The sequence below is a fragment of the Alteromonas sp. ABH4_457 genome (assembly GCF_056160625.1).
In genome coordinates this window covers 330,711-353,934 of sequence record NZ_JBSWXN010000002.1, presented here as the reverse complement: position 1 = coordinate 353,934, position 23,224 = coordinate 330,711, and the positions used below count along the sequence as shown (strand labels likewise).

Genomic DNA, 23,224 nt, shown 5'->3' with positions numbered 1-23,224 from the left:
CCGGAAGTGGCTGGCCTGGTTCAGCCAGCAGGTGTGTTGTATAGCTGCCAGGCGATGGCACACAGTGCTACAGCTATAATACTGTCGAAAATACGCCAGCGAAGCGGGGATTTCAGTAGCTTTTTCAATGCCGGAGAAAACAGCACCAGACTGCCGAACCACAACACTGAACCGGTTGTTGCACCCAAAGCAAATACCAGTGGTTCAGGTTGCAGGGCGCCGATACTGCCCAGCAGGACAACAGTATCCAGATATACGTGGGGGTTGAGTAAGCTGATTGCCAGCGCGGCAAGGCTGGTTTTCCACCATGCTTTGGCAGCTTTTTCTGCATGAAGAGTCAGGCCCGACGACCCTTCGTAAGCCCGTTTGGCCGCACCAAAAGCAAGATAAAGCAGAAATGCGACACCTGCCCAGGTCAGCCAGGGAATGAGTCCCGGGATCCAGGTTTTGATTTCACTGGCGGTAAAAACGCCGAGAAAAATCAGTACGGCATCACAGAGTATGCAGGTCAGGGCAATTGCCAGTCGGTTAGCACCGGCCATGCTTTGACTGAGCACCCAGATATTTTGTGCACCAATAGCAATGATCAGGCTCATACCTAATCCCATTCCGGATAAAAATGATTGCACAACGGGCTCCCGCTCAGTAATTCAACAGTTGATGACAACACACAGGCGCTAGATTAATGGCATTTTTATTATTAATCTAATGACTATATCTATCTATACATTCCTGAAATTCATGATCGATTATCAGTTACTTGATGCGCTGTCCCATGTGATTGCGGAAAAAGGCTTTGAGAGAGCAGCGAAGAAAATGTTTCTGACCCAGTCAGCGGTCAGTAAACGCATTCATCAGTTAGAAGCACTGTTAGGACAGCCGGTACTGGTGCGGACACAGCCACCTTCTGCAACTGCACTGGGCAAAAGACTGCTGAATCATTTGCAGCAAGTCCGGCAACTTGAAGTGGCTCTGAACGTTCAGGGTATTGCCGGTCACGATGTGCAATCCGGTCCGTTAACAGTAAAGCTTGTGGCCAACGTGGATTCACTGGCCACCTGGTTACCGGCGGCACTGGCGATAACGGAAGAAGAAGCAGGATGTCAGTTTCAGTTTGAAATCATTACGGAAGATCAGTCCATTGCCCTGCAGCGCATGAAAGCAGGAGAGGTCATGGTTTGCATATGCTCATCAGCAGAAGCGGTAAACGGGGGCAAAGTGAGTTCACTGGGCGCACTCCGGTATAAAGTGATTGCGAGCCCTGCGTTTATTCGCCGGTACAACATTACCGGTCCTGAACAGCTCAGCGATGCCCCTTGCCTGGTGTTTAATGAACACGACAGGCTTCAGCACGATTTTTTACAGGAAGTAAACGGCACCACACCCTCACTGGTGCATCTCTGTCCGTCCTCTGAAGGGTTTAAGCAAGCTATGCTGGCGGGTATTGGATACGGCTTGTTACCCGTGCTGCAACTGAATAAAGAGCTGGAAAACGGAGAGTTAGTCGACCTGATGCCGGGTTATCATGTGGATACGCCTCTGTACTGGCATTACTGGCAAACAGAAAGTCCGCAACTTCAAACACTGCGGGAGTTTGCCTTGCGCGAATCTGCAAAGCGGTTGGCTTAGTTCACGTCATGGCGCCTGAAGTTATTCCCCGGCCTTCTTCGACATCAGGTTGCTCAATGCCAGTTTCATTTTATGGGGTTTCACCGGTTTATTAAGTAATGAGTAGCCTTTTGCCCGCACAGACTGGCGTAATTCATTGGTGTAATTCGCCGTAATCATAATGACCGGCGTGCCGGTTCCCAGTTCCCGCTCAACGATTTCAAGGGCGTCGAAACCGGTGTCGCCGTCATCAAGGTGGTAGTCAGCCACTATGATGTCGGGGTGTAAGTCTTTCAGCCAGCCTTCTTTACCCAAATCTTCCAGTGTCTGCACGCTGGTCACCTGAATTCCCCAGCCGCCCAGCAACTCTTCCATACCGGCGCAAATGGCTTCATCGTTATCAATAATAAGCAGGTTTGCGCCTTCAAGATGACTGTTGAATCTGTCCTGTACTGCAGATTTACGGGGCAAGTCAGACGTTAATCGTTGTTTGCCGTAGGGCAGGGTTACGGTAAAGCAGGAGCCTTTGCCTTCAACGGACGTCACATGGATTTTATGGTTCATCACGGTGGAAAGTTTATCCACAATAGCCAGACCTAAGCCCAGTCCCTGGTCATGACGCCGTTTCTTCGCTTCGACGCGGTTAAATTCCTGGAAGATATCACTCAGTTTATCTTCGGGAATACCGATCCCTGTATCGCACACCTGAATTTCCAGGCCATGTGCCCGTCTGCGGGCACCTAAAAGGATTGCGCCTTCATTGGTATACCGGATGGCGTTGCTAAGCAGATTGCGAAGAATACGGGCGAGCAGGTAGCCATCCGAGTTCACTACACGTGAAGAGTTGCGGAAACGGAATTTCAGGCCTCTGGCTTCTGCCTGTTGACGGAATTCATTCTCAAGGTTACTCATGAGATCTTCAACAGCAAAGTCGTCCAGCACCGGCTCTATCAAACCGGCCTCAAGCTTGGAGATATCCACAAGTGCCGTGATCAGCGACTCCAGATTCTCCAGCGAATAGCTCAGTGAACTGGTCAGTTTCTGTGCTTCCGGTTGCAGCGTCTGCTCTGCCAGTGCACTGACAAATAAACGGGCTGAGTTCATTGGCTGCAACAGGTCGTGGCTGGTTGCAGCGAGGAATTTACTTTTTGACTCGTTAGCGTGCTCTGCTTCCCGCTTGGCTTCCAGCAAGTGGATTTGCGCCAGCTGACGGTCTTCAATTTCTTTGCGCAGCTGGGCATTTATCTCAGAAATCTTCTTGGTACGCTGGTTTACACGCTGTTCCATGTAATCGTAAGCGTGCTTAAGCGCCTTGGCGGTGCGCCGCTGCTCGGTAACGTCCTGCTCCAGTGCGAAGAAGCCGACTACGTTGCGTTCGTGGTCGAAATGAGGAATGTAGGTCTTGTTGGATATCCGGCTGTTGCCGTTATCCATTGTGGTTTCAACCTCAAAATTGACTGACTGCCCGAGCATTGCCCGTTCAATATATATTTGCAGGTTACTGAACGTTTGTTCACCCAGTACATTTCGCAGATGGTGGCTGATGATTTCTGAACGGGAGCGGTGATACCACTTTTCAAACTCCCGGTTCACGAATTCATAGCACATGTCTTTATTGACGTAAGAAATCAGTGCCGGCATAGCATCGGTAATCAGACGGATGCGTTGCTCACTTTCCTGCAGCGCGCGTTGATGATGACTGCGTTCAGTGATGTCGGTAAAAGTGTTCAGCATGCCGCCGGAAGGAATAAGATGGCTTTTAAACAACAGCACAATACCGCTTTCCAGCACCACTTCTGTTTCACCAAAGCCATCATCATTCAGGCATTCGTCCATGGGCAAGGCGGGTACTTCACGCAAAGCGCTGTTCGCCAGCAGCTGGTTGTACTTCACACCCCGTTTTACGTCGGCTTCTTTCAGGCCGGCGAACTCCAGGAACTGCTGATTCCAGGTTTCCAGTTCGTTGTTTTCGTTGATCAGGGCCACCGCTTCCGTCATGTTTTCCAGCGTCGACTTCAGCAACTGTGCCTGCTCTGCCATGGCCGTCTGATAACGCAACTCTTCTGTTTTTTTGATGTTGGTGATATCGGTATATACCACCACCAGGCCGTTTTCAGCGGTCTTCCGCTCAGACATCTGGATCCATGTGCCATCTTTCAGTTTGAAAATGGTCTGGGTAATGGACTCAGGAAACGCACTGACTTTTCTTTGTACTTTACAGCTGTGATCAACCAGAGGCAGAGAAGCCGCGGTAATTTGCTGAAAGGTGGTAACGCCAATCTCAAAAACAATCCCAAAGCGGGTCCAGAATTCACGGCAGCGGTTGTTCACCAGTACCATTTTGCGGTCGGCATCAAACAGAACAAAGGATTCGGAGATACTTTCTATGGCATCTGTAAGACGCTGGCGGTCCTGATCAGAAGAAATCCGGCTTAATTCAGCGTCATGGCGGGCCTGGTCTAACTGCTGGTTCGATTCTTCCAGACGGTGCAGCGTTTGCTGCAACTTAAATGTCCGTTCTTTGACTTTGTCAGCAAGCAGAGCGGCATCTTCGAAAGACTGATAAGCATCGCTGTGGTTGCCCCATCCCATTTCAACACGGCGCATCAGCACCGCGTTTATTTTGGTCAGCTTTTCATTTTCGTAACGCAGGCGCTCCAGCTCGTCTGAAGCGACGTCGTTATTGACTGCCGGATAAGGGCTATGTGAGGGTAAGGTCTGGGTTGGCCTGGTCACGTGGATATCCTATAGCAACACCGGTAAAGGTATGGTTCAGATGTAACCCGTTGATTTGTTCACCGTAAGTGCTAAAGCCAATGACATTGTGTTCCATGTACAGTTCAGACATATCTTCTTCAAGCTGATACTCGTCGATTTCCGCCCGGCGGTGAATACAGTCAAAACCGATGAGTAACTGAATTTCACCGACTGATTCTTCCAGCAAATTGAAAATCATTGATGTATGCGACAGCAAGCCCGGCGATGTCATCTGGGTAAGCACAACACCGGCATCGATGGCGCAGAAGAAGGTAAGGCTTAAATCATCATTTACCTGTTGAATGCTGCGGATATACAGATGATCACCAATCTGAACTGCCAGCGGATACATGGCAAAGGTGCGGGAATTCAAATCTTCCAGCTTCAGATTGTTAATACGGCAGTACTCCAGCGCAGCGGGTTCGGCATTAAATTCCTGCACTACCCGTAAATCCGGCGAAACCTGAGTCACAACCAGCTTTTCCTGCATAGGAGCAAGGTGATGCTGACTGAACACTTCAAAATTGCAGGCCGTATTCACCAGCATAAACACCGCAGCGTCGCTGTAAAACTTGCCGTTATAAAACACCTGAGTATCAACAAAATGCTGATCGTCACCGGCGGAACCACCGACTAGCGGGATTTCATGCAGGCTCTCGCTCAATGCATTAATCACCAGTTCCTCACGCACAGATAAACCGTCGAGCAGCGACAGTGCAAAACATTGCTTATCAATGGGTGAAGACGTGACAGCCTTTTTTCGCAGGTTATTCAGCATACCGTCAACCAGCGTATCCGCATCGCTTTTGGTAAACGCAGCAAGATTTTCAATCAGCACAGATTCCACAGCAAACAGGGACTGACTCAGCCCGAATGCACTGATGCTGTGTTTTTTGTAGCCCAGCGGGGTAATTTCACCTGCAGAAGTACAGCCGATCACCGTAATGTCCGGAAAATAACGGGATAACTCCCGCGCTAATAATTCCAGCGGATAGCGGGTGCAGCAGTAAAAAACTACACAGGTTGGCTCACAGGGAGCAAGTGCACGGTAAATCTCCGCGGCAGCTCTCACCGGGTCTTGTTGTTCACTCCCGGCGCGGGCTACACCGCTGACGATGTCCTGCGCGACAGCCAGTTGTGCTTGTTGACGACTCATGTGTCCTCCAGAGGTATGGAGGAATAATATCTGTTTCACAATTGCTTAACAACAATGATGTGTTGGTTTACATGGTTTTGCGTTCATCAGCATTCCCGTACAACAGTCCCGGCCAGGCACGATACAAAGGCTCACAAACATCGCTGACGGCTTTGTCATGTAAACACCTGGGGCGGGGCAAAGTGATAAATTCCTGATGCTTCAATGTCATAGGATTCGCGTCTAAAATCAGTACGCGATCGGCAATAGCAACGGCCTCCTTCAAATCGTGGGTAACATAAATAATGCTGAAAGGCGAAGTTGCCTTCAGCGATAGCACGCACTGGCGCAAACTCTCTGCAGCCGGTGCGTCAAGAGACGAAAAGGGTTCATCCATCAAAAGGACACCGGGTTTGAACATCATCGCCCGTGCCAGCGCCAGTCTTTTGCTCATTCCGCCGGAGAGCTGTGACGGATACTTTTCAGCCTGTGACTCAAGGCCGGTGAGTGTAAGTAAAGACAAGGCTTCGCCGGTGGGATCAGGGTGGTCCGGCGGCGCAACCAGAGTGACGTTTTCCAGCACGGTGAGCCAGGGCATCAGACGGGCTTCCTGAAACATGAGTCCGGGCGGACGTTGATCATCAAAAGTGATGTCGCCGCTAAAGTCCTTATCAATACCTGCAATAATGTTTAACAGGGTGCTTTTCCCCGCTCCGGATGGCCCCACCAGGGCAACAATTTCATTTTCGCCGGTATGAATAGTCAGGTCTGAAATCAGTGTTGTTGCTGCAAATGCCTTGTGGCGGATATGAATGTTCATGATTTGCGCCACCCCGACAGCCGGTTTTCCAGCGGGCGCAGGACAAGGGCTTCAATCCCGTACACCACAGTAACGAAGGCAAGGGTGTAGGCCAGAATGGCTGTGATATCGAATAGCTGAAAATAGCTGGATAACTGAAAGCCGACGCCATCACTGCAGCCAATCAGTTCAACCACCAGCACAATTTTCCACACCAGCGCCAGTCCGCCCCGTGCTGCGGCAATCAGATATGGCGTAATTTGAGGCAGATATACTTTTCTGAAAGTGCGCAGCCGCTCCAGACGGTAAACACGGGCAACATCCATGAGTTTCGGGTCGATGGCCCGGGCGCCTTCCCGCAGCGTGACGGCAACATTGGGGGCTTTATTGAGGATGACTGCAATAATGGCGGCTGTTTCGTTCAGACCGAACCAGATAAAACACAGAATAATAGTAACCAGGGCAGGCACGTTCAGCATCAGCGTGAGCAGGCTGTCAGTCCATGCGTCTACTTTCCGGTTGTGGCCCATCGCCAGACCCAGTGCAGTGCCAAGTATCATTGCAGCAGAGAAAGCGATGGCGACTCTGATCAGTGTCTGTGAGAGATGCAGAGGCATGGTTCCCTGCCACTCTTCCGCCAGTCTTATAAATACCTCTGAGGGAGCCGGAAGCAAAGCGGGAGTAAAAACGGCAACGGCGAGTTGCCAGATGATAAGCAAAAGCGCAACGGATGTGAGCCGTTTGAAAAACGGCAGTTGATACCAGCGTACGGTGTCTTCAGGAAGACAATGCACGTCAGTGTCGCTGCCAGAGAATGTCTGCTGGCAATGCGTCGAGGGGACCGGTGACATCATTCTCTTCCTGATTGCGGGAAAGCATTTCGAACACCGCATTCAGCGATGCCTGTGTGTCCGGTGACGTTGTTGTCATCGCACCGGAGCGGAATCCTTCCATCAGCCATGGCTGCGCCGGAGCCGGATATTTTGTGAAGGCCGGCAGTGTCGCCCACAGACTGTCATCGGTTTGCATGCGTTGCCTGATCTCTGCCGACATGGCGAGAAAGTCATTAATTGCCTTGCTGTGCTGTGAGGCCCATGCTGCAGAAAATACCCAGCCCAGTAACGGTACAGGTGCTTTTATACCACTGTTGTTCAGCAGGGTTTGCATGGTGAGCAGAGTATGCATGCCCTGCGCGTTAAGTTGCGCTGCGAAATGCCAGAAGTTAATCACGCCGTCCAGTTCACCTTGCTGAACCAGCGCGTTTAACATGGGGGGCGCTGCAAATTTTACCTGAATATCCTTACCCAGCTCGAGGCCGGCGGCCTGCTGAATGTATGCCTTGTACAGCACCCAGTTCTTGTTGGTTTTGCCACCCGCAATGCCTAAGGTTTTCCCTTTTAAGTCTTTCAGGGTTTGAATATTACGATCGTTACGCACCACCAGTTGCCCGCCGTTAGTTGACCAGGGCGCGAAACGGTAATCGCGGGAGAGGGCTTTTTGTCGGGCGGCCCATAGCCAGTCATTGAGGATAACGTCGACTTTGCCACCCTGAAGGGCAACCAGTAATGCCTGAGTGGATGCCAGAGGAACAGCCTCTACCTGAATATCATAATTGTTCTGCAAACCGGTGTTGCTGATGGCCTGCATTTCCCAGTTCACCGTTCCGTATTGCAGTACCCCCACGCGCACCGTCTCTTTGGCCACAGTGAGGCCGGAAAACAGCAGAAAGCAGGCGGTGATAAGGATTCTGAACAGTGACGTCATAGAATAGGTTACGTGTCGTAAATGCTTGGAATACCTTACAAAGCGTAGACCAGATTTTGAAAAAGGTACCCGCCAGAGCGACGGGTACCGGACTTACGCCTTTTCAGGCAACGCTTTTAGAAAAAGCCCAGCGGGTTAACGTCGTAGCTAACCAGTAAGTTCTTAGTCTGTTGGTAGTGATCCAGCATCATTTTATGATTCTCACGACCTACACCAGATTTTTTGTAGCCACCGAATGCAGCATGTGCAGGATAGTGGTGGTAACAATTGGTCCAGACCCGGCCAGCTTCAATACCACGACCCATGCGATATGCACGGTTCATGTCACGGGTCCACAAACCGGCACCCAGACCAAACTCAGTATCATTGGCAATGGCCAGAGCTTCGGCTTCATCTTTAAAGGTTGTTACACCAACCACAGGGCCGAAGATTTCTTCCTGGAACACACGCATTTTATTATGACCTTTCAACAACGTAGGCTCGATATAGAAGCCTTTGTTGAAGCCTTCAATGCTGGCAGGGCCGCCACCGATAAGCACTTCTGCGCCTTCTTTCTTACCAATTTCCAGGTAACCCAGGATCTTGTCGTACTGCTCAGCAGATGCCTGTGCACCCACCTGAGTTTCAGTATCCAGCGGGTTGCCACGCTTGATTTGTTGGGTACGGGCGATAACCAGAGAGATAAAGTCATCGTACATATCTTCCTGGATAAGGGCACGTGAAGGACAGGTACATACTTCACCCTGGTTGAAGAAGGCGAGGACCATACCTTCCACACACTTGCTCAGGAATTCGTCTTCGTGCTTCATAACATCGCTGAAATAGATGTTAGGCGACTTTCCACCCAGTTCTACGGTTGAAGGAATGATGTTCTCCGCCGCACACTTCAGGATGTGAGAACCAACCGGGGTGGATCCGGTAAAAGCAATTTTTGCGATCCGCTTACTGGTTGCCAGTGCCTGACCCGCTTCAGCACCGTAACCGTTGACCACGTTAAGTACGCCAGGAGGCAGGAGGTCACCGATTACTTCCATCAGTACCAGAATTGAAGCAGGTGTCTGCTCTGCAGGTTTCAGAACGATACAGTTACCTGCAGCCAGTGCCGGTGCAATTTTCCATGCAGCCATCAGCAGCGGGAAGTTCCACGGAATGATTTGACCTACAACGCCCAGAGGTTCATGGAAGTGATAAGCCACAGTATTGTTGTCGATTTCACCGATTGAACCTTCCTGTGCACGTACACAGCCGGCAAAATAACGGAAGTGATCAGCAGAAAGAGGAATATCGGCATTCAGGGTTTCACGTACAGCCTTGCCGTTATCCCAGGTTTCAGCTACTGCCAGCTTTTCCAGATTCGCTTCGATACGGTCTGCAATTTTCAGGAGCAGGTTAGATCGCTCAGTCGTTGAGGTTGAACCCCAGGCAGCTTTTGCTTTATGAGCGGCGTCAAGCGCCAGTTCAATATCTTCAGCGGTAGAACGCGGGATAGAACAGAATACTTCGTTGTTAACCGGTGAAACGTTATCGAAATACTGGCCTTTTAAAGGCGCGACCCAGTCGCCGCCGATGTAGTTGCCATACTGTTCTTTAAACGTTACAACCGAGTCTTGTTGTCCAGGTGCTGCGTAAATCATAGTTATTACTCCGGTTTTCAATTTTAAAAGCGTTGCCAGATACCGGGATTCAGCCTGCAGACAGAGAATACCCTGTCGCGGCTCCGGTCCCGGTGACCGGAAATACGTGTCCTTTGTTTCTCTGGCATTGAAACTAAGGGCTTAGAAATTCACGATACCGCCGATTGCGATAGTGTCGGCTTCTTCATCACCTAAGATGCCGGTAAATTCGCTGGTGGCGTATTCAACGGCAAATGTCACGTTGCTGTTGTAGTTGTAGAACCACGCAACTTGCATCCCCTCATGTCCAATATAGTCGGCATTTTCGATTTCGTTTTCGCCGTAAGACACAACAAAGCGGTGCGCGTCCATTTTGTAAGAGCCCTGAACGAGGTAACCCGAACTGTCCAGCTCATTCATATTCATGTCGTACATGGTCACAGGGCCAAGGCCAAGCGCTGCTTCGGTTGGGCCAAGCAGGATGCCGATGCCTTCCCCTGTGTAACCTGATGCGTGCAGAGTAAAGTCACCCAGACCTACTTTGACGCCGTAAGAAGTACCTGTAGAGTCGATGTCACCCATGGTGTCTGACTCTGAAGTTTGATTCAGGAAGCCCACCCAGGCTGTCACGTTACCGCCGTCAAAGTCTGTGCTGTACGTTGCCTGAGCTTCAATGCGCGGAGCTGATTCCTGACGGTCGTCAGCGGCATTAACCGGTGAAGGATCGATTGCAGCGATGGCGACTTGCAGGCCACCTGCGAAAGTGGGTGAGGTATAGCGAATTTGAGATGCCGGCATCGGATAGGTATAACCGCTGCCGATGTTGCCGAAAGACACGCCCTGTCCGTCAATCAGGCCCAGTGTGTCATTCACGTTGCCGTAACCAAGCAGGATTTCGTCGAGGAAGATGTTGTTACGGTTAAACAATGTAAAATCTTTACCCAGCAACACTTCACCCCAGTCTGAACCTAAAGTGGCGTAGAACTGACGCACATCGATACCGGTAGAGGTAACACCTGTGTTACTGTCGTTGATTGTGACCCAGAAAGATGAGCGGCCACCGATTTTAAGACCGTTAACTTCTTTGCTGAAGTTCATGCCCAGCCAGTTTGGCAGAAAGCCCATTTTGACCCGTGACTGATCACGTGAAGTACCGGCAGCATCGCTTTCAGAGCTGCTGTTCACGTAAAATGTGTTGAAAGACGCGTCTACTGATACGGTGGCGACTTCTTTGTCGTCGTACAAAGTAACGGCAGCGTTTGCGCTTGAGCAAACCAGTGCGGATACGGCTAAGGCAAGAGGCTTGAGGCTTACGTTCTTGTTGTTCATGTGTTTCACCTATCTTCTGATTGTTTAGTTTTCGTATAGGCGGAGCAACAATTCACATCGATCCCGGGTTACTCATGCCCATTGTCCGCTGATTCGTTGCCAGCGAACTTTTTTTGATGTTTCGAGTATTGTTGTCAGGGGCAAAATTGGAAACTCGTCGATAGGGTGGAATCCGTTACACTTTAGTCCGCCAGCTAAATGCATCCGAAGGAGTAGTTCCAAAGTAGTAGTTATGTCAGTGGCTTCCGGGGGGACTGCAAAGTAGCAGGACAAAATGCCATAAAGTGCCCGTGAGACGGGCTTCTCCGGCTGAATTTTTCCACCTACTATGAGACTGATTCATAGTGTCAGAACACCATGTATGAGAGAGTTATGACCGCAAGATATCCCTTCACATCACGGCTAACCGTGCTTGCTCAGGCCGTACTGCTTGCCGCTACGGCCTCGCAGGTAATGGCGGCGGAGAGTGAGTCTTCCATTGAACGCATTACCACCACGGCAACACGCACAGAGACCTCGGCCTTCAGACAGCCTTTTTCCGTCAGTGCGGTGGATGAGAACGCTCTGACACTTCTTTCTGCCACCCATATTGAAGAAGCCCTGAACCAGATTGCCGGTGCGCAACTACAACGGGGTAACGGACAGGAATATCTGCCGGCATTACGTTCACCGGTATTTTCAGGCGCTGGCGCCTGTGGCGGGTTGCTTACCGCTGAAGACGGTATTCCGTTAAGAGCCGCTGGCTTTTGTAACATTAACGAGCTGTTTGAAGCACACAGCGAAATGGCGCAGCGCATCGAAGTACTAAAAGGGCCCGGTTCTGTATTGTACGGCTCTAACGCCGTACATGGCGTGATTAACATGATCACGCCTGATACTACCCGTGGCGGTGGTATGGCGGGTGTTGATTACGGCTCTTACGGATACAGCCGTTATAAATTACGTTCCGGCTATGATGCCGGAAACACCGGGGCGGGCATCAACGCCAGCGTGACCCGTGATACGGGATACCGGGTTAATGAAGGCGTCGATCAGGAAAAAGTAAACTTACGACATCGCTATGACGGTAAGGCTTTTTCGGTCAATTCCGGTCTCACTTATACTAATCTGGAGCAGGACACCGCCGGCTACATCAGCGGTACAGACAGTTATAAAGACAAGACGCTGGCACAGGGTAACGAAAACCCCGAAGCTTACCGCAATGCACAATCATTAAGACTGTGGTCGAAAGTGTCTTTGACGCTGGACAATGGTGACGACATCATTGTGACCCCGTTTGTGAGAGACCAGGACATGGACTTTCTCATGCACTTCCTGCCGGGGCAGCCGGTTGAACAAAATAGCCAGCGCGGCGCCGGAATACAGTCCCTCTGGCGGCACGGGATTGCTGACAATATAACCCTGCGCACCGGTATTGACGGTGAATTCACCGAAGGTGACTTACTGCAATATCAGGACGGCGCTACAACCGGCTCCGCGTTTCTGATAGAAACCATCCCGTCGGGTAAGCACTACGATTACAGCGTTGATGCTACAGTAGTTGCACCTTTCGCTATGGTGAACTGGGAATATGGCCGGTGGGCATGGTCGGCCGGTGCCCGTTACGAGCACATGCGCTACGATTATACCAACAACATGAACAGCGGCAGGGTGCGTGAAGACGGCACAGCATGCGGGATGGGCGGCTGTCGTTATACCCGCCCTGAAAGCCGTGAAGACACGTTCAGCAATTTCTCACCGAAACTTGGTGCAGCCTATTCGATAGATGACAATACGCTGGTTTACACCAATATATCGCGTGGTTACCGTGCCCCCCAGGCGACTGAATTGTATCGCCTTCAGCGCGCTCAAACCGTTGCAGAGTTAAAGCCTGAAGTGGCTGACAATATTGAGGTTGGCCTGAAAGGAAAGGGCGGGTCGCTGCGCTACAATATTGCCGTATATCATATGGATAAAGACAACTTTATCTATCGCGACAGCGATTACTATTACGTCAATAATGGTAAAAGCCGTCACGTGGGTGCAGAGGCAGAACTGGAATGGCAAATGAACCCCGGGTGGGCGCTGATTGTGGCCGGAACCGTGGCAAAGCACACTTATCGCCATTCAGAACTTTCCGGTGATATTGATATTCGCGGCAATGATATGGATACCGCTCCCCGCCACGTCGCGAATACCCAATTGCGGTACACTCCCACAGAAACCATCACGGCGGAACTGGCATGGCAACACATGGGTAGTTACTACACTGACCCCGAAAACGCACATAAATATGACGGCCATGATGTGGTGGATTTACGGACAAGCTGGGACATTAATCCGGCACTGACGGTTTACGGCCGCATTAATAACCTGTTTGATGAAGCGTATGCAGAGCGGGCAGACTATACGTCGTTCAGCGGCGACCGTTATTTTCCCGGTCGTCCGAGAAACTATATGGTTAGTCTCGTTTATCGTTGGGAATAATCTTTCCAGCCGTATGTAGGGTGGTATCTGGCAATCTTGGTGCATCTGGCGCTTCTGGCCGGGGAGGGCGTTGATTCGAAGTACGTTTGGGGCGCGGATGGGGGGAGCGTTGATTTCTCAGAACCGTCAGCCGCAGGGAAGCGGCTGCCGAGGCCCCATGGATGGGTTTACGCCGTGTTCTGAAAATCAACGCTCCCCTCAGCCAGAAGCGCCATAAGTTTCCGCAGCACAGCCACCTGCAGTTTTTCGAGCTATTGGATGACACCGTCCTCAAGACATTCAATAGCTGGAAAAATTGCTTTAAGGAAACATTATGAAAAAGATCGTCGTTGTAGGCGGTGGTGCAGGAGGCCTGGAGCTGGTTACCCGGTTGAGTAAAAAGCTGGGCCGTAAAGGGTTGGCTGAGGTGATTCTGGTCGATCGCAGTAAAACTCACGTGTGGAAGCCATTACTTCACGAAGTCGCTGCGGGCGTTATCGATAAAAACTCAGACGGTGTTGATTACCGTATGCATGCGGTGCGCAACAAGTATCAATTCCAGCTTGGTAATATGCAACGTCTCGACAAAGAGAACAAACGCATTGTGTTAGACCCTCTCTATGACGAAGACGGGCATCAAATTCTGCCGGAGCGTACCATCGAATACGATTACCTCGTACTTTCCATGGGCAGTGTATGTAACGATTTTGGCACGCCGGGTGTGGCAGACCACTGTTATTTCCTCGACTCCCTGTCGCAGGCCGAGCGCTTTCACAAGGCACTGCTCAATCAATTGCTCAGAGTGAATCAATCCTGTACTGACCAGGAAGTTATTCATGTGGCCATTGTTGGTGGCGGTGCCACAGGCACAGAGCTGGCGGCACAACTTCACCACGTAGCCAATCTTGCCCGTGCTTACGGCATGCCGGAGATGTCTGCTGAACGTTTAAAAGTGTCTATTTTAGAAGCCGGCCCCCGTATTTTACCTGCGTTGCCCGAGCGTATCGCCGGGTCAGCGAAAAAAGCGCTGACAGACTTAGGTATCGACGTACTGGAAGGTGCCATGGTGTCTGAAGCCACAGAAAATGGCTTTAAAACTAAAGACGGTAAAGAAATCGATGCCGATTTGCTGGTGTGGTCAGCAGGGGTAAAAGCGCCGGATTTCCTTGTAGAGATGGATATTTTCGAAACTAACCGTGCCAACCAGATTCTGGTCAATGAACATCTGCAAAGCACCGTCGACAACGATATTTTTGTGATTGGCGACTGCTGTGGCTTTAAACAGAAAGATGGTTCCTGGGTGCCGCCACGTGCGCAGTCAGCCCATCAGATGGCCAGTGTGGCGGCGGCCAATATCATAAATATCTTTAAAGGCGCGCCCCTTAAAAACTATGAATATCGTGACTATGGTTCGCTGGTACACCTCAGTAAATACAGTACTGTGGGCAGTTTGATGGGCGCACTGGTTAACTCCAGTATGTTCATTGAAGGACGTCTGGCAAGGTTGGTGTATATCTCTTTGTACAACATGCACCAGTATTCAGTGCACGGGTGGTTTAAAGGCACAATGACCTTACTGGGCCGCAAAGTGAGTAACTTTGTGGGGCCGAAGTTGAAGCTGCATTGATAGTGAGATATGCCGGGTGAACCACCCGGCATTTTTTTATTATGTTTGAAGTCAGAGCATCCACCTCAAACAGGGATGTGCTAATATTGCGCCGTTCAAACCGGATAGAGCAGAAGTATTGAGTAAGCGCGTTATTTTTCATATTGGTCCTCCGAAAACAGGAAGTTCGGCGATCCAACATTTTCTTCATTCCCGTCGCGATACCCTTTCCCGTCTCGGGGTGGATTATCCGAAACACGACATAGACGGGAATGGTATCAGTTCAGGGAATGCCAGAGTTGTCTGTAGGGTTGATGAGCACGGGAAACTGGCGCTCGATGCGCAAAAACTGAAAGCTGTTATCAATAAATTTCACGCTTCGCCTGAGCATCAAATATTACTGTTCAGTTCAGAGTCCTTTTTCAGAATTGCCACAGACATTGTCGATGCGCTTCCCGATGTTGAGATCCTTTGCTTTATTCGTAATCCCATCGAGTATCAGCTCTCAATTTATAATCAGTCGGTGAAAAGACACGGCAATACGAAGCCCTTTAGCGCCGGCAGGAGATTGAATCTCGGGCAGTGGCAGCGATTGCAGAGTCTTCAGAAGCGGGTCAGTCCGTCCTGTTTTCACTGTTTCGCATTTAAGTTGCCTGAAGACAACGGAAGCATCATTCAGGACTTACTCGGTGTGCTGGATATTGATATGCCGGCAGACACAGGCCGGGGCGCGATTAACACTTCATACTCATATCCGGCACTGGAATTAAAACGCTGGTTAAATCAGTTTCCAATCTCTGCTGTTCAGGCTGAACTGGATGCTTATTTGCAGTCAGTCAGTGATGGCAAATCACGTTACCGTCTCATTGATGACAACCTGCTGGCAGACTATAAAAGCCAGTTGTCTTCGACTGCCTCCGGTTTCAGTTCGCTGCTTAGCGAACATGAGTGGGAATGGTTAGCCGGGGCGCATGAAAAAATTGAAGCTTTACCAGTGCGGGATCAGCAGGAGAACGGTTCTGTTGTCAGTGATATGCTGCAACAACTGAAGCAGGACAAGCCCGGTCTTTTCCGGTCTCTTGCATCTGTTATTTCTTCGGCGGAATCTGTTGAAGGAGACGCGCAGCTTAGAGCGCAGTTTCGCCTTAAAGGTATTCATTATGTGCTGGGAAAAGGAAAGATGCTTGCAGCCGGTACGGTTAAGCGCCTGAAAGACGCACTGTCGGGACGCAGTGCACTGGCCGGAATCAAACCGGTTAAAGGGAAGCTGGCCTGCGTGAAACGGGCAGAGATTATCAGACAAGGCCCGGGATCCAACCCGGGTATTGTCAAAGGCGGGATCCGCTCTGCGCAGGAAGTACCTCAATTCGCCGCCCAGTTCCGGTGTTCCAATGCCCGCTCTGAGGATCCTGTTCCTCAAAACGTGACTGACGGGGAGTTTTTAGCTGCTCAGCCTGAAACACACGCGGTTAAGAAGGGAGAGTTCTTCTACGGCGGTCCGGTTTTCAGTAACTTCGGGCATTTTCTGGCAGAGTCGGTTCATCGTCTGGCACCGCTACAGCAGATAAGACAAAGCTACGGCGACATGCCGGTTATCTTCCTGCCACAAAGGTTCAGACAAAAATCATTTATTAGAAAAGCGGTGTTGCCTCCCCGTTTTTACGAAGTTCTCGAATATCTTGGAGTAAGTAAAAAAAATATCGTCTTACCCGGTAAAAATATTCGTACGGAATCACTGTGGGTCTCACCCCAGCAGAGTTTTTTCCGCGCAAGGAACCCGGTTTCAGCGGAATATTTGTCTTTTTTAACTGCACGTGAAAAAGCATCGGGGGTGGTGGCGGATCCTTCTCTTCCAAAGCGTTTATACGTCAGCCGTGAATCGTTCCTCATGAGAGGGGCATTCGCCGGAGAAGGTTATCTTGCTGCGTTCATGGCGCGGCAGGGATTCACCATTTTTAAGCCTGAGAGCGCTGATATCGTGACTCAGCTGAAATACTACAAAAGCGCAGAAGAAATCGTATTTGCTGAAGGGGCAGCTTTGCATGTGCTCGAGCTGATGGGCGAAATCAATGCAAAAATTACTGTTCTGCAACGGCGTAATCAGACTGATGTGCTGTTCCGGCCATTATTAACTGCACGCTGTCAGGATGTCGCCTTTTTTGGTGAACTGGTTGAATTGCAGTCTTTGTATGTGCCGCCAAAGCAAAACAGTGCCGCACACGGCAGTGCGTTGTCATTTCTGGATGCAGATGCGCTGTCAGATTTTCTTGCGGAACGCCTTAAATGCAAAGCCCTTGATGTGCCTGCTTTAAGGCAGGCCACTGCAGAGGATGTGGTGCGTTACTACGGGCAGTATGCCTCTGCGCTGGCCACAAAGCCTGTGACTAAACAATATCTCAACCGCTTTGAGCAGAAGGTTAACGTGATGATAGGTGAGGGTAAGCTGGACCTTCCCGCTAACTGGAAAAACTGAGCTTGTAAACACTGCCAGTGACACTGGACAGGGATGCCCGGCGGTTTTTCGCCGGACATCTGAATCAACACATACAGGCAATCCCTGCGTTGATTAGGGATTGCCTTTCATGTCGTCATAAAAAGCGCTGATATCTTTCGCCAGCTTTTCCATGTCCGGCTTGTGCAGATACATCATATGGCCCGCTTCGTAGTTGTGTTTGATAACGCGACTGTTATCAATACCGTAACGGCCAAAGGTGTAATCGCCGTCAAACAGTGGTGTAGCGTAGTCATAGTAGCCACTGGCCAGCATCACTTTCATAGACGGATTAACCCGCATTCCCTCAGCCAGATCTGCAGAGGTATTGACTGTATGAGGTTCTCTGCCTGAATCGCGGTAGTAAACCCAGTTGCGGCCTACATCACGGTTGCTGACCAGGTAGTCTCTGTCCCAGGTCACTTTTAAATCATTCATCAGATAGTGTCTGAGTGCCGCATTGTAGGCACCGGAAACACCAGTGCTTGAGGCGTCATACTTGGGCGTGATGTCCAGATCGTCAATTTCATCAATGGTGTAGCGGGAGTCACTGCGGCCCAGTGCGATGCCCTGGTCTGCCAGTAACAATTTGCGCTGACGGGTTGCATCCACACGCAGGTTACCCCGCTTGATCAGCGTCTCATTCAATCCGGTAAAATAGGCAAGTTTTGCTGCGATTTTATCGAATTCTGCAGCAGGCAGGACTGAGCCTTTAAACAGAGCCGGCAGGTATTCGTCAGTGGCAAACGCTTTTGCATCTTCCACCAGTTTTTCCAGTGAAATACTGTTCTTGTCTATTTTCCCGTGATACCAGGCGGTCGCTGCCATTGTTGGCAGGTAGGTCACAAATGAAATCATGTTGTCGGCCTCCGGGGTGCTGCCGGCGTAATCCAGTGCCTGGCTGATAAGAATAAGGCCGTTGATGCGCAGGGGACTTTTTCTGTCGTTAAGATACGGCAGCATGGCGGCGGCACGGGTGGTACCGTAACTCTCACCGGCGATAAACTTAGGTGAATTCCAGCGGTTGTTTTTCGCTATCCACTGCTTTACCACTGCACTGACGCTTTCAGCATCGGCAGCAATGCTCCAGAAATCTTTAGCCGTGCCTTCTCCGGCAAGCTGGCTGAAGCCTGTGCCGATGGGATCAATAAACACTAAATCGGTTTTATCCAGCGGGCTTAACGGGTTGTGAAGAATTTTGTAAGGCGCATTGCCTGCATCCTGCGCATCGCTGGGTACTTCCACATATTTAGGGCCGAAAATACCCATGTGCAGCCATACCGAAGATGAGCCCGGACCACCGTTAAAAACAAAGGTAACCGGCCGGTTTTCATCTGATTCTGCCACATAGGACGTTGTCACTGCATCGCCGGTCACGTCACCCTCTTTGTTAGTCAGGTGCATATTACTCACCGTCGCAGTGTATGAGACAGTTTTGCCGTTAAACTTACCTTTATGTTTGGTGACAAAGGACGTCAGTTCAGGGACTTTCGTCTTCGTGTTCTCAGCAGGTTTGTCTGCGGCGAAGACAGGAGAACACAGGCTTGCAGCCAGCATTCCGGCGAGGAAAAGTATTTTCATTGTTATATTCCGGTTGTTGAACCCGTGCCATACCGGCACAAAACAATAAGATAATCACAGCCGGAAACGGGCGTACAGGGGGAATCTTTATCTTTACCTGTGGGTGCGGCTAATTACAGTTGTGCAGCAGAGCAGGGGATCAGAAGTCCACTTTTTTGCGCATCTGTTTACGCTCACTTTGTTGTTTCTTAGAGGTTTCACGGCGCTGTTTAACGCCTTTGCCGATGCGTGTCGGCCTGCGTTTTTTCTGCACTTTTGTCGCCTGAGCAATCCACTCAATCAGACGTGCCTGTGCGTCCTGCCGGTTTTGCTCCTGAGTGCGGAAGTTTTGCGCCTTAATCACAAACACGCCGTCAGACGTCAGCCGGGTGTCGGCCACCGACAACAAACGGGACTTTATATTGTCCGGCAGCGAGGAGGCGTTCACATCAAAACGTAAATGAATAGCACTGCTCACCTTATTGACGTTCTGTCCCCCCGAACCCTGCGCGCGGATAGCCGTCATCTCCAATTCGGCTTCATCAATACGCAGGGACGGTGTGATTTCCAGCATTGCCATCAGTTCACCGTGAGACACAGACCATCTGAACGGCCCGGAAACACGTCCAGCAGGGTTTTATTCAGCTTATCGTAGTCTGCAGCCATTTTATCCGCCTGCGCCTGGGTGAGTACGCTACCGTGACGGGCAATTCTGGCATCTTCAACACTGGTGTAATAAAAAATATCCATGTCTGTGTTGCCGTCTTTCCAGGCGGTATACATGTTGTCGATATTTTTGCGTGAATCGTCAATGAAAATCACGGCATCGAAATGTCTGCCGGTTTTATCCAGGATCCAGTGCAGCATTTTGCCTTTGTCCATGCCGGTGGTCATCATTACGCCCTGACTGTAAGTCAGCTCCCGGTCCATCTGGTGGCGGTATTCCGGCATGACGCCGTTTTCCAGCGTCAGAGCAGACTGACCAAGTTCGATGCCGTTACTTTTGAGTTCCCGTTCGGTCGCTGAGCGGTAGCGGGGATCCCGCGATGTCAGTGCCATCACCGTATTGCCCGCAAGCTGCCAGCTGGCCACAATTTCGGGTACCAGCGGGTCGGTGACTGTCATCGGGTTGAGTTCATATAACATGCCGATGGTATCTTCAAACAAACACGATACTTTCTGGGCCGGTGTGGGTTTTACATCCAGCTTTCCCCGTTGCCACTGATACCAGATATCGCCACCCAGGTCGGAGGCGCTGGTCAGCAGGGTATTATCAATATCCGACACAATCAGTACATTCGCCGCACCGTAGCGGGCATTCAGAGTTTCTACAGCCAGGTTAACTTCAGCGAAATCTGCTGTTTCCGTAATGGTCGCAGAGCCGGATACCGGGGGCGGTGGAGTGGCACTGCAGGCTGATAAGGTTGCCGCCACGATCAGTGGCATTAATGATGAGTAAATCCGTTGCTTCAACATGAAAAATAACAATTTAAAATGGCAAAGCCCATTACTTTATCAGGTTGTCTTCAGGAGTGAAAAGCCCCGGTAAAACAAATTTACCGGGGCTGTCTGTGTATTGCTTAGTGACAGGTGAGGTCAGAACACCCAACTGGCGAAAGCTGAGAACGTACGGGGCTGTCCGACGCCAACGAATTCTGTGGATTCCACATCGTCATAAATGCCTTCAAGCACTTCATCGGCTTCGCCATAGGTCCCGAAGGTTTCAAACTCTTTATCGAACACGTTGTCTACGCGGAGGCCCAGTTCCAGCGCCTCTGACAACTGCCAGGAAGCTGATACATCAACCAGCGTGTATCCGCCCAGCTTACGGTTTTCGTTAGCTTCATCGCCGCGGAAGTATTGTCCGCCGGTGTAGTTAACGGTAGCACTCAGGGTAAGGTTTTCCATTGCCTGCCAGTCTGCATCAAATCCTGTCTGGAAAGCTGGCTGGCCCGGGATACGGTCACCGGCCTGTACCTGACGATTGCCGCCCAGCGGGTTTTGCGGACTGAAAGAAGTAAACTCAGACTCGAAAGTGGCTTTCAGGTAGCTCGCGCTGGCGCCCAGAGAAAGCGTGTCAAAGTGATAGCGGCCTGCAACTTCGGCACCCTGACGACGGGTATTGTCCACATTCACAAAGTAACCCACGGAAGGGCGGTCACCGGCTTGCTGGAAAATAATATCGTCTTCAGAGTCGCTGTGGTAAACCGCACCGGCCAGTTCCAGGTTATCTTCAGCCCATGCCAGGCGCAGCTCCAGAGTATCTGTGACAACCTGTTCCAGTGGTGGATCGGCCACAAAGCCGTTAGGCAGTTTACAGGGATCGTCTTCGTCCGCGCAGGACAGTTCTGCCGGGCTTGGCGTACGTGATGACTGACTGTAGCTGGCTGTTAGTGTGAGGGCATCCCGGTGGTACTGCACGCCAACGGAAGGATTAAACCGGTTAAACGTATGGTCGCCGTTCAGTGAGCCTTCGCCGGTTTCAATTTGATCCATCATCTTTATTTCAGAGCGGTTGAAGCGGCCAGAAACCCACACTTGCCATTCATCAGTCAGGGTAATGGTATCGCTTAACAGCAAATGATAGTGGGTGACATCAGTTCTCAGGAAAACCTCAGAACCGGCATCATAAACACCGATACCTGTTACGCCACGGGTATCTTCAGCGGTGTCGTTGGCCAGAATGGCAAACTCAGTGCGGCTGTTAAAATCAATGTTTGCTCTGTCTAAACCACCACCAAATACCCAGTTGTGAATGTTATCGCCGGCTTTGGTGCCACTCAGCTCAAAACTGGCACCGTAACTGCGATTTTGAGTGAGAGATGTATTGGCTGTGCCGTCCAGTTCATCAGGGTCTATATCGCTGATGTCTTCCAGAGGCACTTCCGGCAGATAGCCAACGAACTGGACCGGCGTATCACCTTCTTCATCGTCGTCATCGTCATCGTCATCGACGGCGGCCTCTTCTGCCTCGTCATCATCATCGTCGTCTTCGTCACCTTCCTCGCAGAGCGTCTCGCCGAATTCGGTTTCACACTCTTCATAATCACTGTCATCACCGTTGTAGGTTTCAATTTCGTTTTCACGGTAATAAACGTTAACGGCAAGCTCAACGGAATCGCTGAGGTCCCATTCGTGATTCAGACTGACAAAGGTCAGGTTAGTCATTGTCTGGTCAGGGCGGGTGTAAATGGCGTCGCGGCCCTCAAAAGGAATGAGGTCTACCGGGATCGCCCCGTTACCAATCAGATCGTTGTCGGCAAGAGACAATGTTAATTGTGTACGGCTGTCTTTGGTCTGACGGCTCAGCGTACCAAATAATTGCTTTACTTCGCTGGGGGAGAAATCCCGCCAGCCATCTTCTTCATAAAAACTGGCATTGACGTAATAGCCCCACTCACCATTATTGCCGCCACTTTCAACGGTAGCGCCTTTCTGGCCGAAATTACCGCCCTGTACGGTGAGTTTGTTGTCTGTAAAGCTGAAGCCGGTTTTACTTCGCAGGGACAATGCGCCCCCCAGTGTGTTCTGGCCGAACAGCGGATTAGCACCGCTCACAATACTCACGCTGTCCAGCGCAGTCATGGGGACCAGATCCCAGTTTACCGTATCACCAAAAGGCTCGTTAAAGCGGGTACCATTCAGATACACCGACAGACCCTGAGGTAGTCCCAGTAAAGGCGAAGCGGTAAAACCACGGTATTGCACATCGGGCTGAAAAGGGTTGTTCGTCACATCATTAATCGACACTGAAAGCAATTCGCTGTCCAGTAACCTTGCCAGTGACCCACCGTTGCCAAGATTAATATCTTTTGACCCCAGGGTGGCATTCACCTGTGAGTTATCGTCGTTGTAAGCAGATAACGGGGTCTGCCCTGTTACCTCAATTAATTCCTGCTCGTCCCAGTGTACCGCTGCGTGTGCTGTCAGTGGCAAAACTGAGCTTACGGTCAGTGCGATAAAGCTTCTTCTAAATGTTTTTTCAGTCATGGTGAGCATCCGGTTTTTTGTGCTTTCTCACAGGTTAGAGTAGACGCTGTTTACAGAAAATTAACTTATAGTGGTAACCGGAATGGTACTTTGGTAGCGAATACCCGACTAAAAATCAGGGTTATTC

At 50.6% G+C, this 23,224-nt stretch carries 16 protein-coding genes; 4 read left to right on the top strand and 12 right to left on the bottom strand.

The features are described 5' to 3' along the window. Nucleotides 1-20: 20 nt before the first annotated feature. On the bottom strand, nucleotides 21-629 hold the full coding sequence (locus tag ACXAGR_RS04735; RefSeq protein WP_232373426.1) for a LysE/ArgO family amino acid transporter: 609 nt from the start codon (nucleotides 627-629) through the stop codon (nucleotides 21-23). A 112-nt stretch (nucleotides 630-741) separates the two neighbouring features. Here ACXAGR_RS04735 and ACXAGR_RS04730 point away from each other — a divergent pair, with 112 nt between their 5' ends. After that, nucleotides 742-1,629 carry a LysR family transcriptional regulator ArgP gene (locus ACXAGR_RS04730; protein WP_474841801.1) on the top strand — a complete coding sequence of 296 codons (888 nt, stop codon included), beginning with the start codon at nucleotides 742-744 and terminating at the stop codon, nucleotides 1,627-1,629. A 21-nt stretch (nucleotides 1,630-1,650) separates the two neighbouring features. On the opposite strand, the gene ACXAGR_RS04725 is transcribed toward ACXAGR_RS04730, so the two are convergent. The 7 genes from ACXAGR_RS04725 to ACXAGR_RS04695 all read right to left on the bottom strand — a co-directional run bounded on the left by ACXAGR_RS04725 (nucleotide 1,651) and on the right by ACXAGR_RS04695 (nucleotide 11,005). Continuing rightward, entirely contained in the window at nucleotides 1,651-4,344 is a 2,694-nt protein-coding gene (locus tag ACXAGR_RS04725) for a hybrid sensor histidine kinase/response regulator (RefSeq protein WP_474848412.1), read from the bottom strand. Next, nucleotides 4,310-5,521 (bottom strand): nitric oxide-sensing protein NosP, encoded by a 1,212-nt coding sequence (nosP, locus tag ACXAGR_RS04720; RefSeq protein ID WP_474841797.1) that lies wholly within the window; start codon nucleotides 5,519-5,521, stop codon nucleotides 4,310-4,312. The genes ACXAGR_RS04725 and nosP overlap by 35 nt, the downstream gene beginning before the upstream one ends. A 67-nt stretch (nucleotides 5,522-5,588) precedes the next feature. Next, nucleotides 5,589-6,320, bottom strand: a complete 732-nt coding sequence (locus ACXAGR_RS04715) for an ABC transporter ATP-binding protein (RefSeq protein WP_474848410.1) — start codon at nucleotides 6,318-6,320, stop codon at nucleotides 5,589-5,591. After that, complete coding sequence (locus ACXAGR_RS04710; protein WP_474848408.1) at nucleotides 6,317-7,153, bottom strand: ABC transporter permease; 837 nt, start codon at nucleotides 7,151-7,153, stop codon at nucleotides 6,317-6,319. Before ACXAGR_RS04710 ends, ACXAGR_RS04715 begins: the two co-directional genes overlap by 4 nt. Continuing rightward, the gene (locus tag ACXAGR_RS04705; RefSeq protein ID WP_474848406.1) at nucleotides 7,095-8,063 is read right to left on the bottom strand and encodes an ABC transporter substrate-binding protein; all 969 of its coding nucleotides are present in this window, start codon (nucleotides 8,061-8,063) and stop codon (nucleotides 7,095-7,097) included. Before ACXAGR_RS04705 ends, ACXAGR_RS04710 begins: the two co-directional genes overlap by 59 nt. Before the next feature lie 116 nt (nucleotides 8,064-8,179). Then, nucleotides 8,180-9,697 carry an acetaldehyde dehydrogenase ExaC gene (exaC, locus tag ACXAGR_RS04700; protein ID WP_474841789.1) on the bottom strand — a complete coding sequence of 506 codons (1,518 nt, stop codon included), beginning with the start codon at nucleotides 9,695-9,697 and terminating at the stop codon, nucleotides 8,180-8,182. A gap of 141 nt (nucleotides 9,698-9,838) precedes the next feature. Next, nucleotides 9,839-11,005, bottom strand: a complete 1,167-nt coding sequence (locus ACXAGR_RS04695) for a porin (RefSeq protein WP_119502933.1) — start codon at nucleotides 11,003-11,005, stop codon at nucleotides 9,839-9,841. Between the two features lie 372 nt (nucleotides 11,006-11,377). Between ACXAGR_RS04695 and ACXAGR_RS04690 the strand changes: the two genes are divergently transcribed. From ACXAGR_RS04690 to ACXAGR_RS04680, 3 genes are all read left to right on the top strand, one after another. Beyond that, nucleotides 11,378-13,471 carry a TonB-dependent receptor gene (locus ACXAGR_RS04690; protein ID WP_474848404.1) on the top strand — a complete coding sequence of 698 codons (2,094 nt, stop codon included), beginning with the start codon at nucleotides 11,378-11,380 and terminating at the stop codon, nucleotides 13,469-13,471. Between the two features lie 313 nt (nucleotides 13,472-13,784). Beyond that, nucleotides 13,785-15,077, top strand: coding sequence for an NAD(P)/FAD-dependent oxidoreductase (locus ACXAGR_RS04685; RefSeq protein ID WP_474841785.1), 1,293 nt, complete (start codon nucleotides 13,785-13,787; stop codon nucleotides 15,075-15,077). A gap of 118 nt (nucleotides 15,078-15,195) precedes the next feature. After that, nucleotides 15,196-17,529 carry a glycosyltransferase family 61 protein gene (locus ACXAGR_RS04680; RefSeq protein ID WP_474848402.1) on the top strand — a complete coding sequence of 778 codons (2,334 nt, stop codon included), beginning with the start codon at nucleotides 15,196-15,198 and terminating at the stop codon, nucleotides 17,527-17,529. Between the two features lie 93 nt (nucleotides 17,530-17,622). Here the strand turns inward: ACXAGR_RS04680 and ACXAGR_RS04675 are convergent, their stop codons facing one another. From ACXAGR_RS04675 to ACXAGR_RS04660, 4 genes are all read right to left on the bottom strand, one after another. After that, nucleotides 17,623-19,128: a S10 family peptidase gene (locus ACXAGR_RS04675; protein ID WP_474848400.1), complete on the bottom strand. Its 1,506-nt coding sequence runs from the start codon at nucleotides 19,126-19,128 to the stop codon at nucleotides 17,623-17,625. A gap of 139 nt (nucleotides 19,129-19,267) precedes the next feature. Continuing rightward, nucleotides 19,268-19,681 carry an alternative ribosome rescue aminoacyl-tRNA hydrolase ArfB gene (arfB, locus tag ACXAGR_RS04670; protein WP_474842383.1) on the bottom strand — a complete coding sequence of 138 codons (414 nt, stop codon included), beginning with the start codon at nucleotides 19,679-19,681 and terminating at the stop codon, nucleotides 19,268-19,270. A 5-nt stretch (nucleotides 19,682-19,686) separates the two neighbouring features. Continuing rightward, entirely contained in the window at nucleotides 19,687-20,553 is an 867-nt protein-coding gene (locus ACXAGR_RS04665) for a DUF2608 domain-containing protein (protein WP_474848398.1), read from the bottom strand. A gap of 150 nt (nucleotides 20,554-20,703) precedes the next feature. Further along, nucleotides 20,704-23,097 (bottom strand): TonB-dependent receptor, encoded by a 2,394-nt coding sequence (locus ACXAGR_RS04660; RefSeq protein WP_474848396.1) that lies wholly within the window; start codon nucleotides 23,095-23,097, stop codon nucleotides 20,704-20,706. Nucleotides 23,098-23,224: the final 127 nt, after the last annotated feature.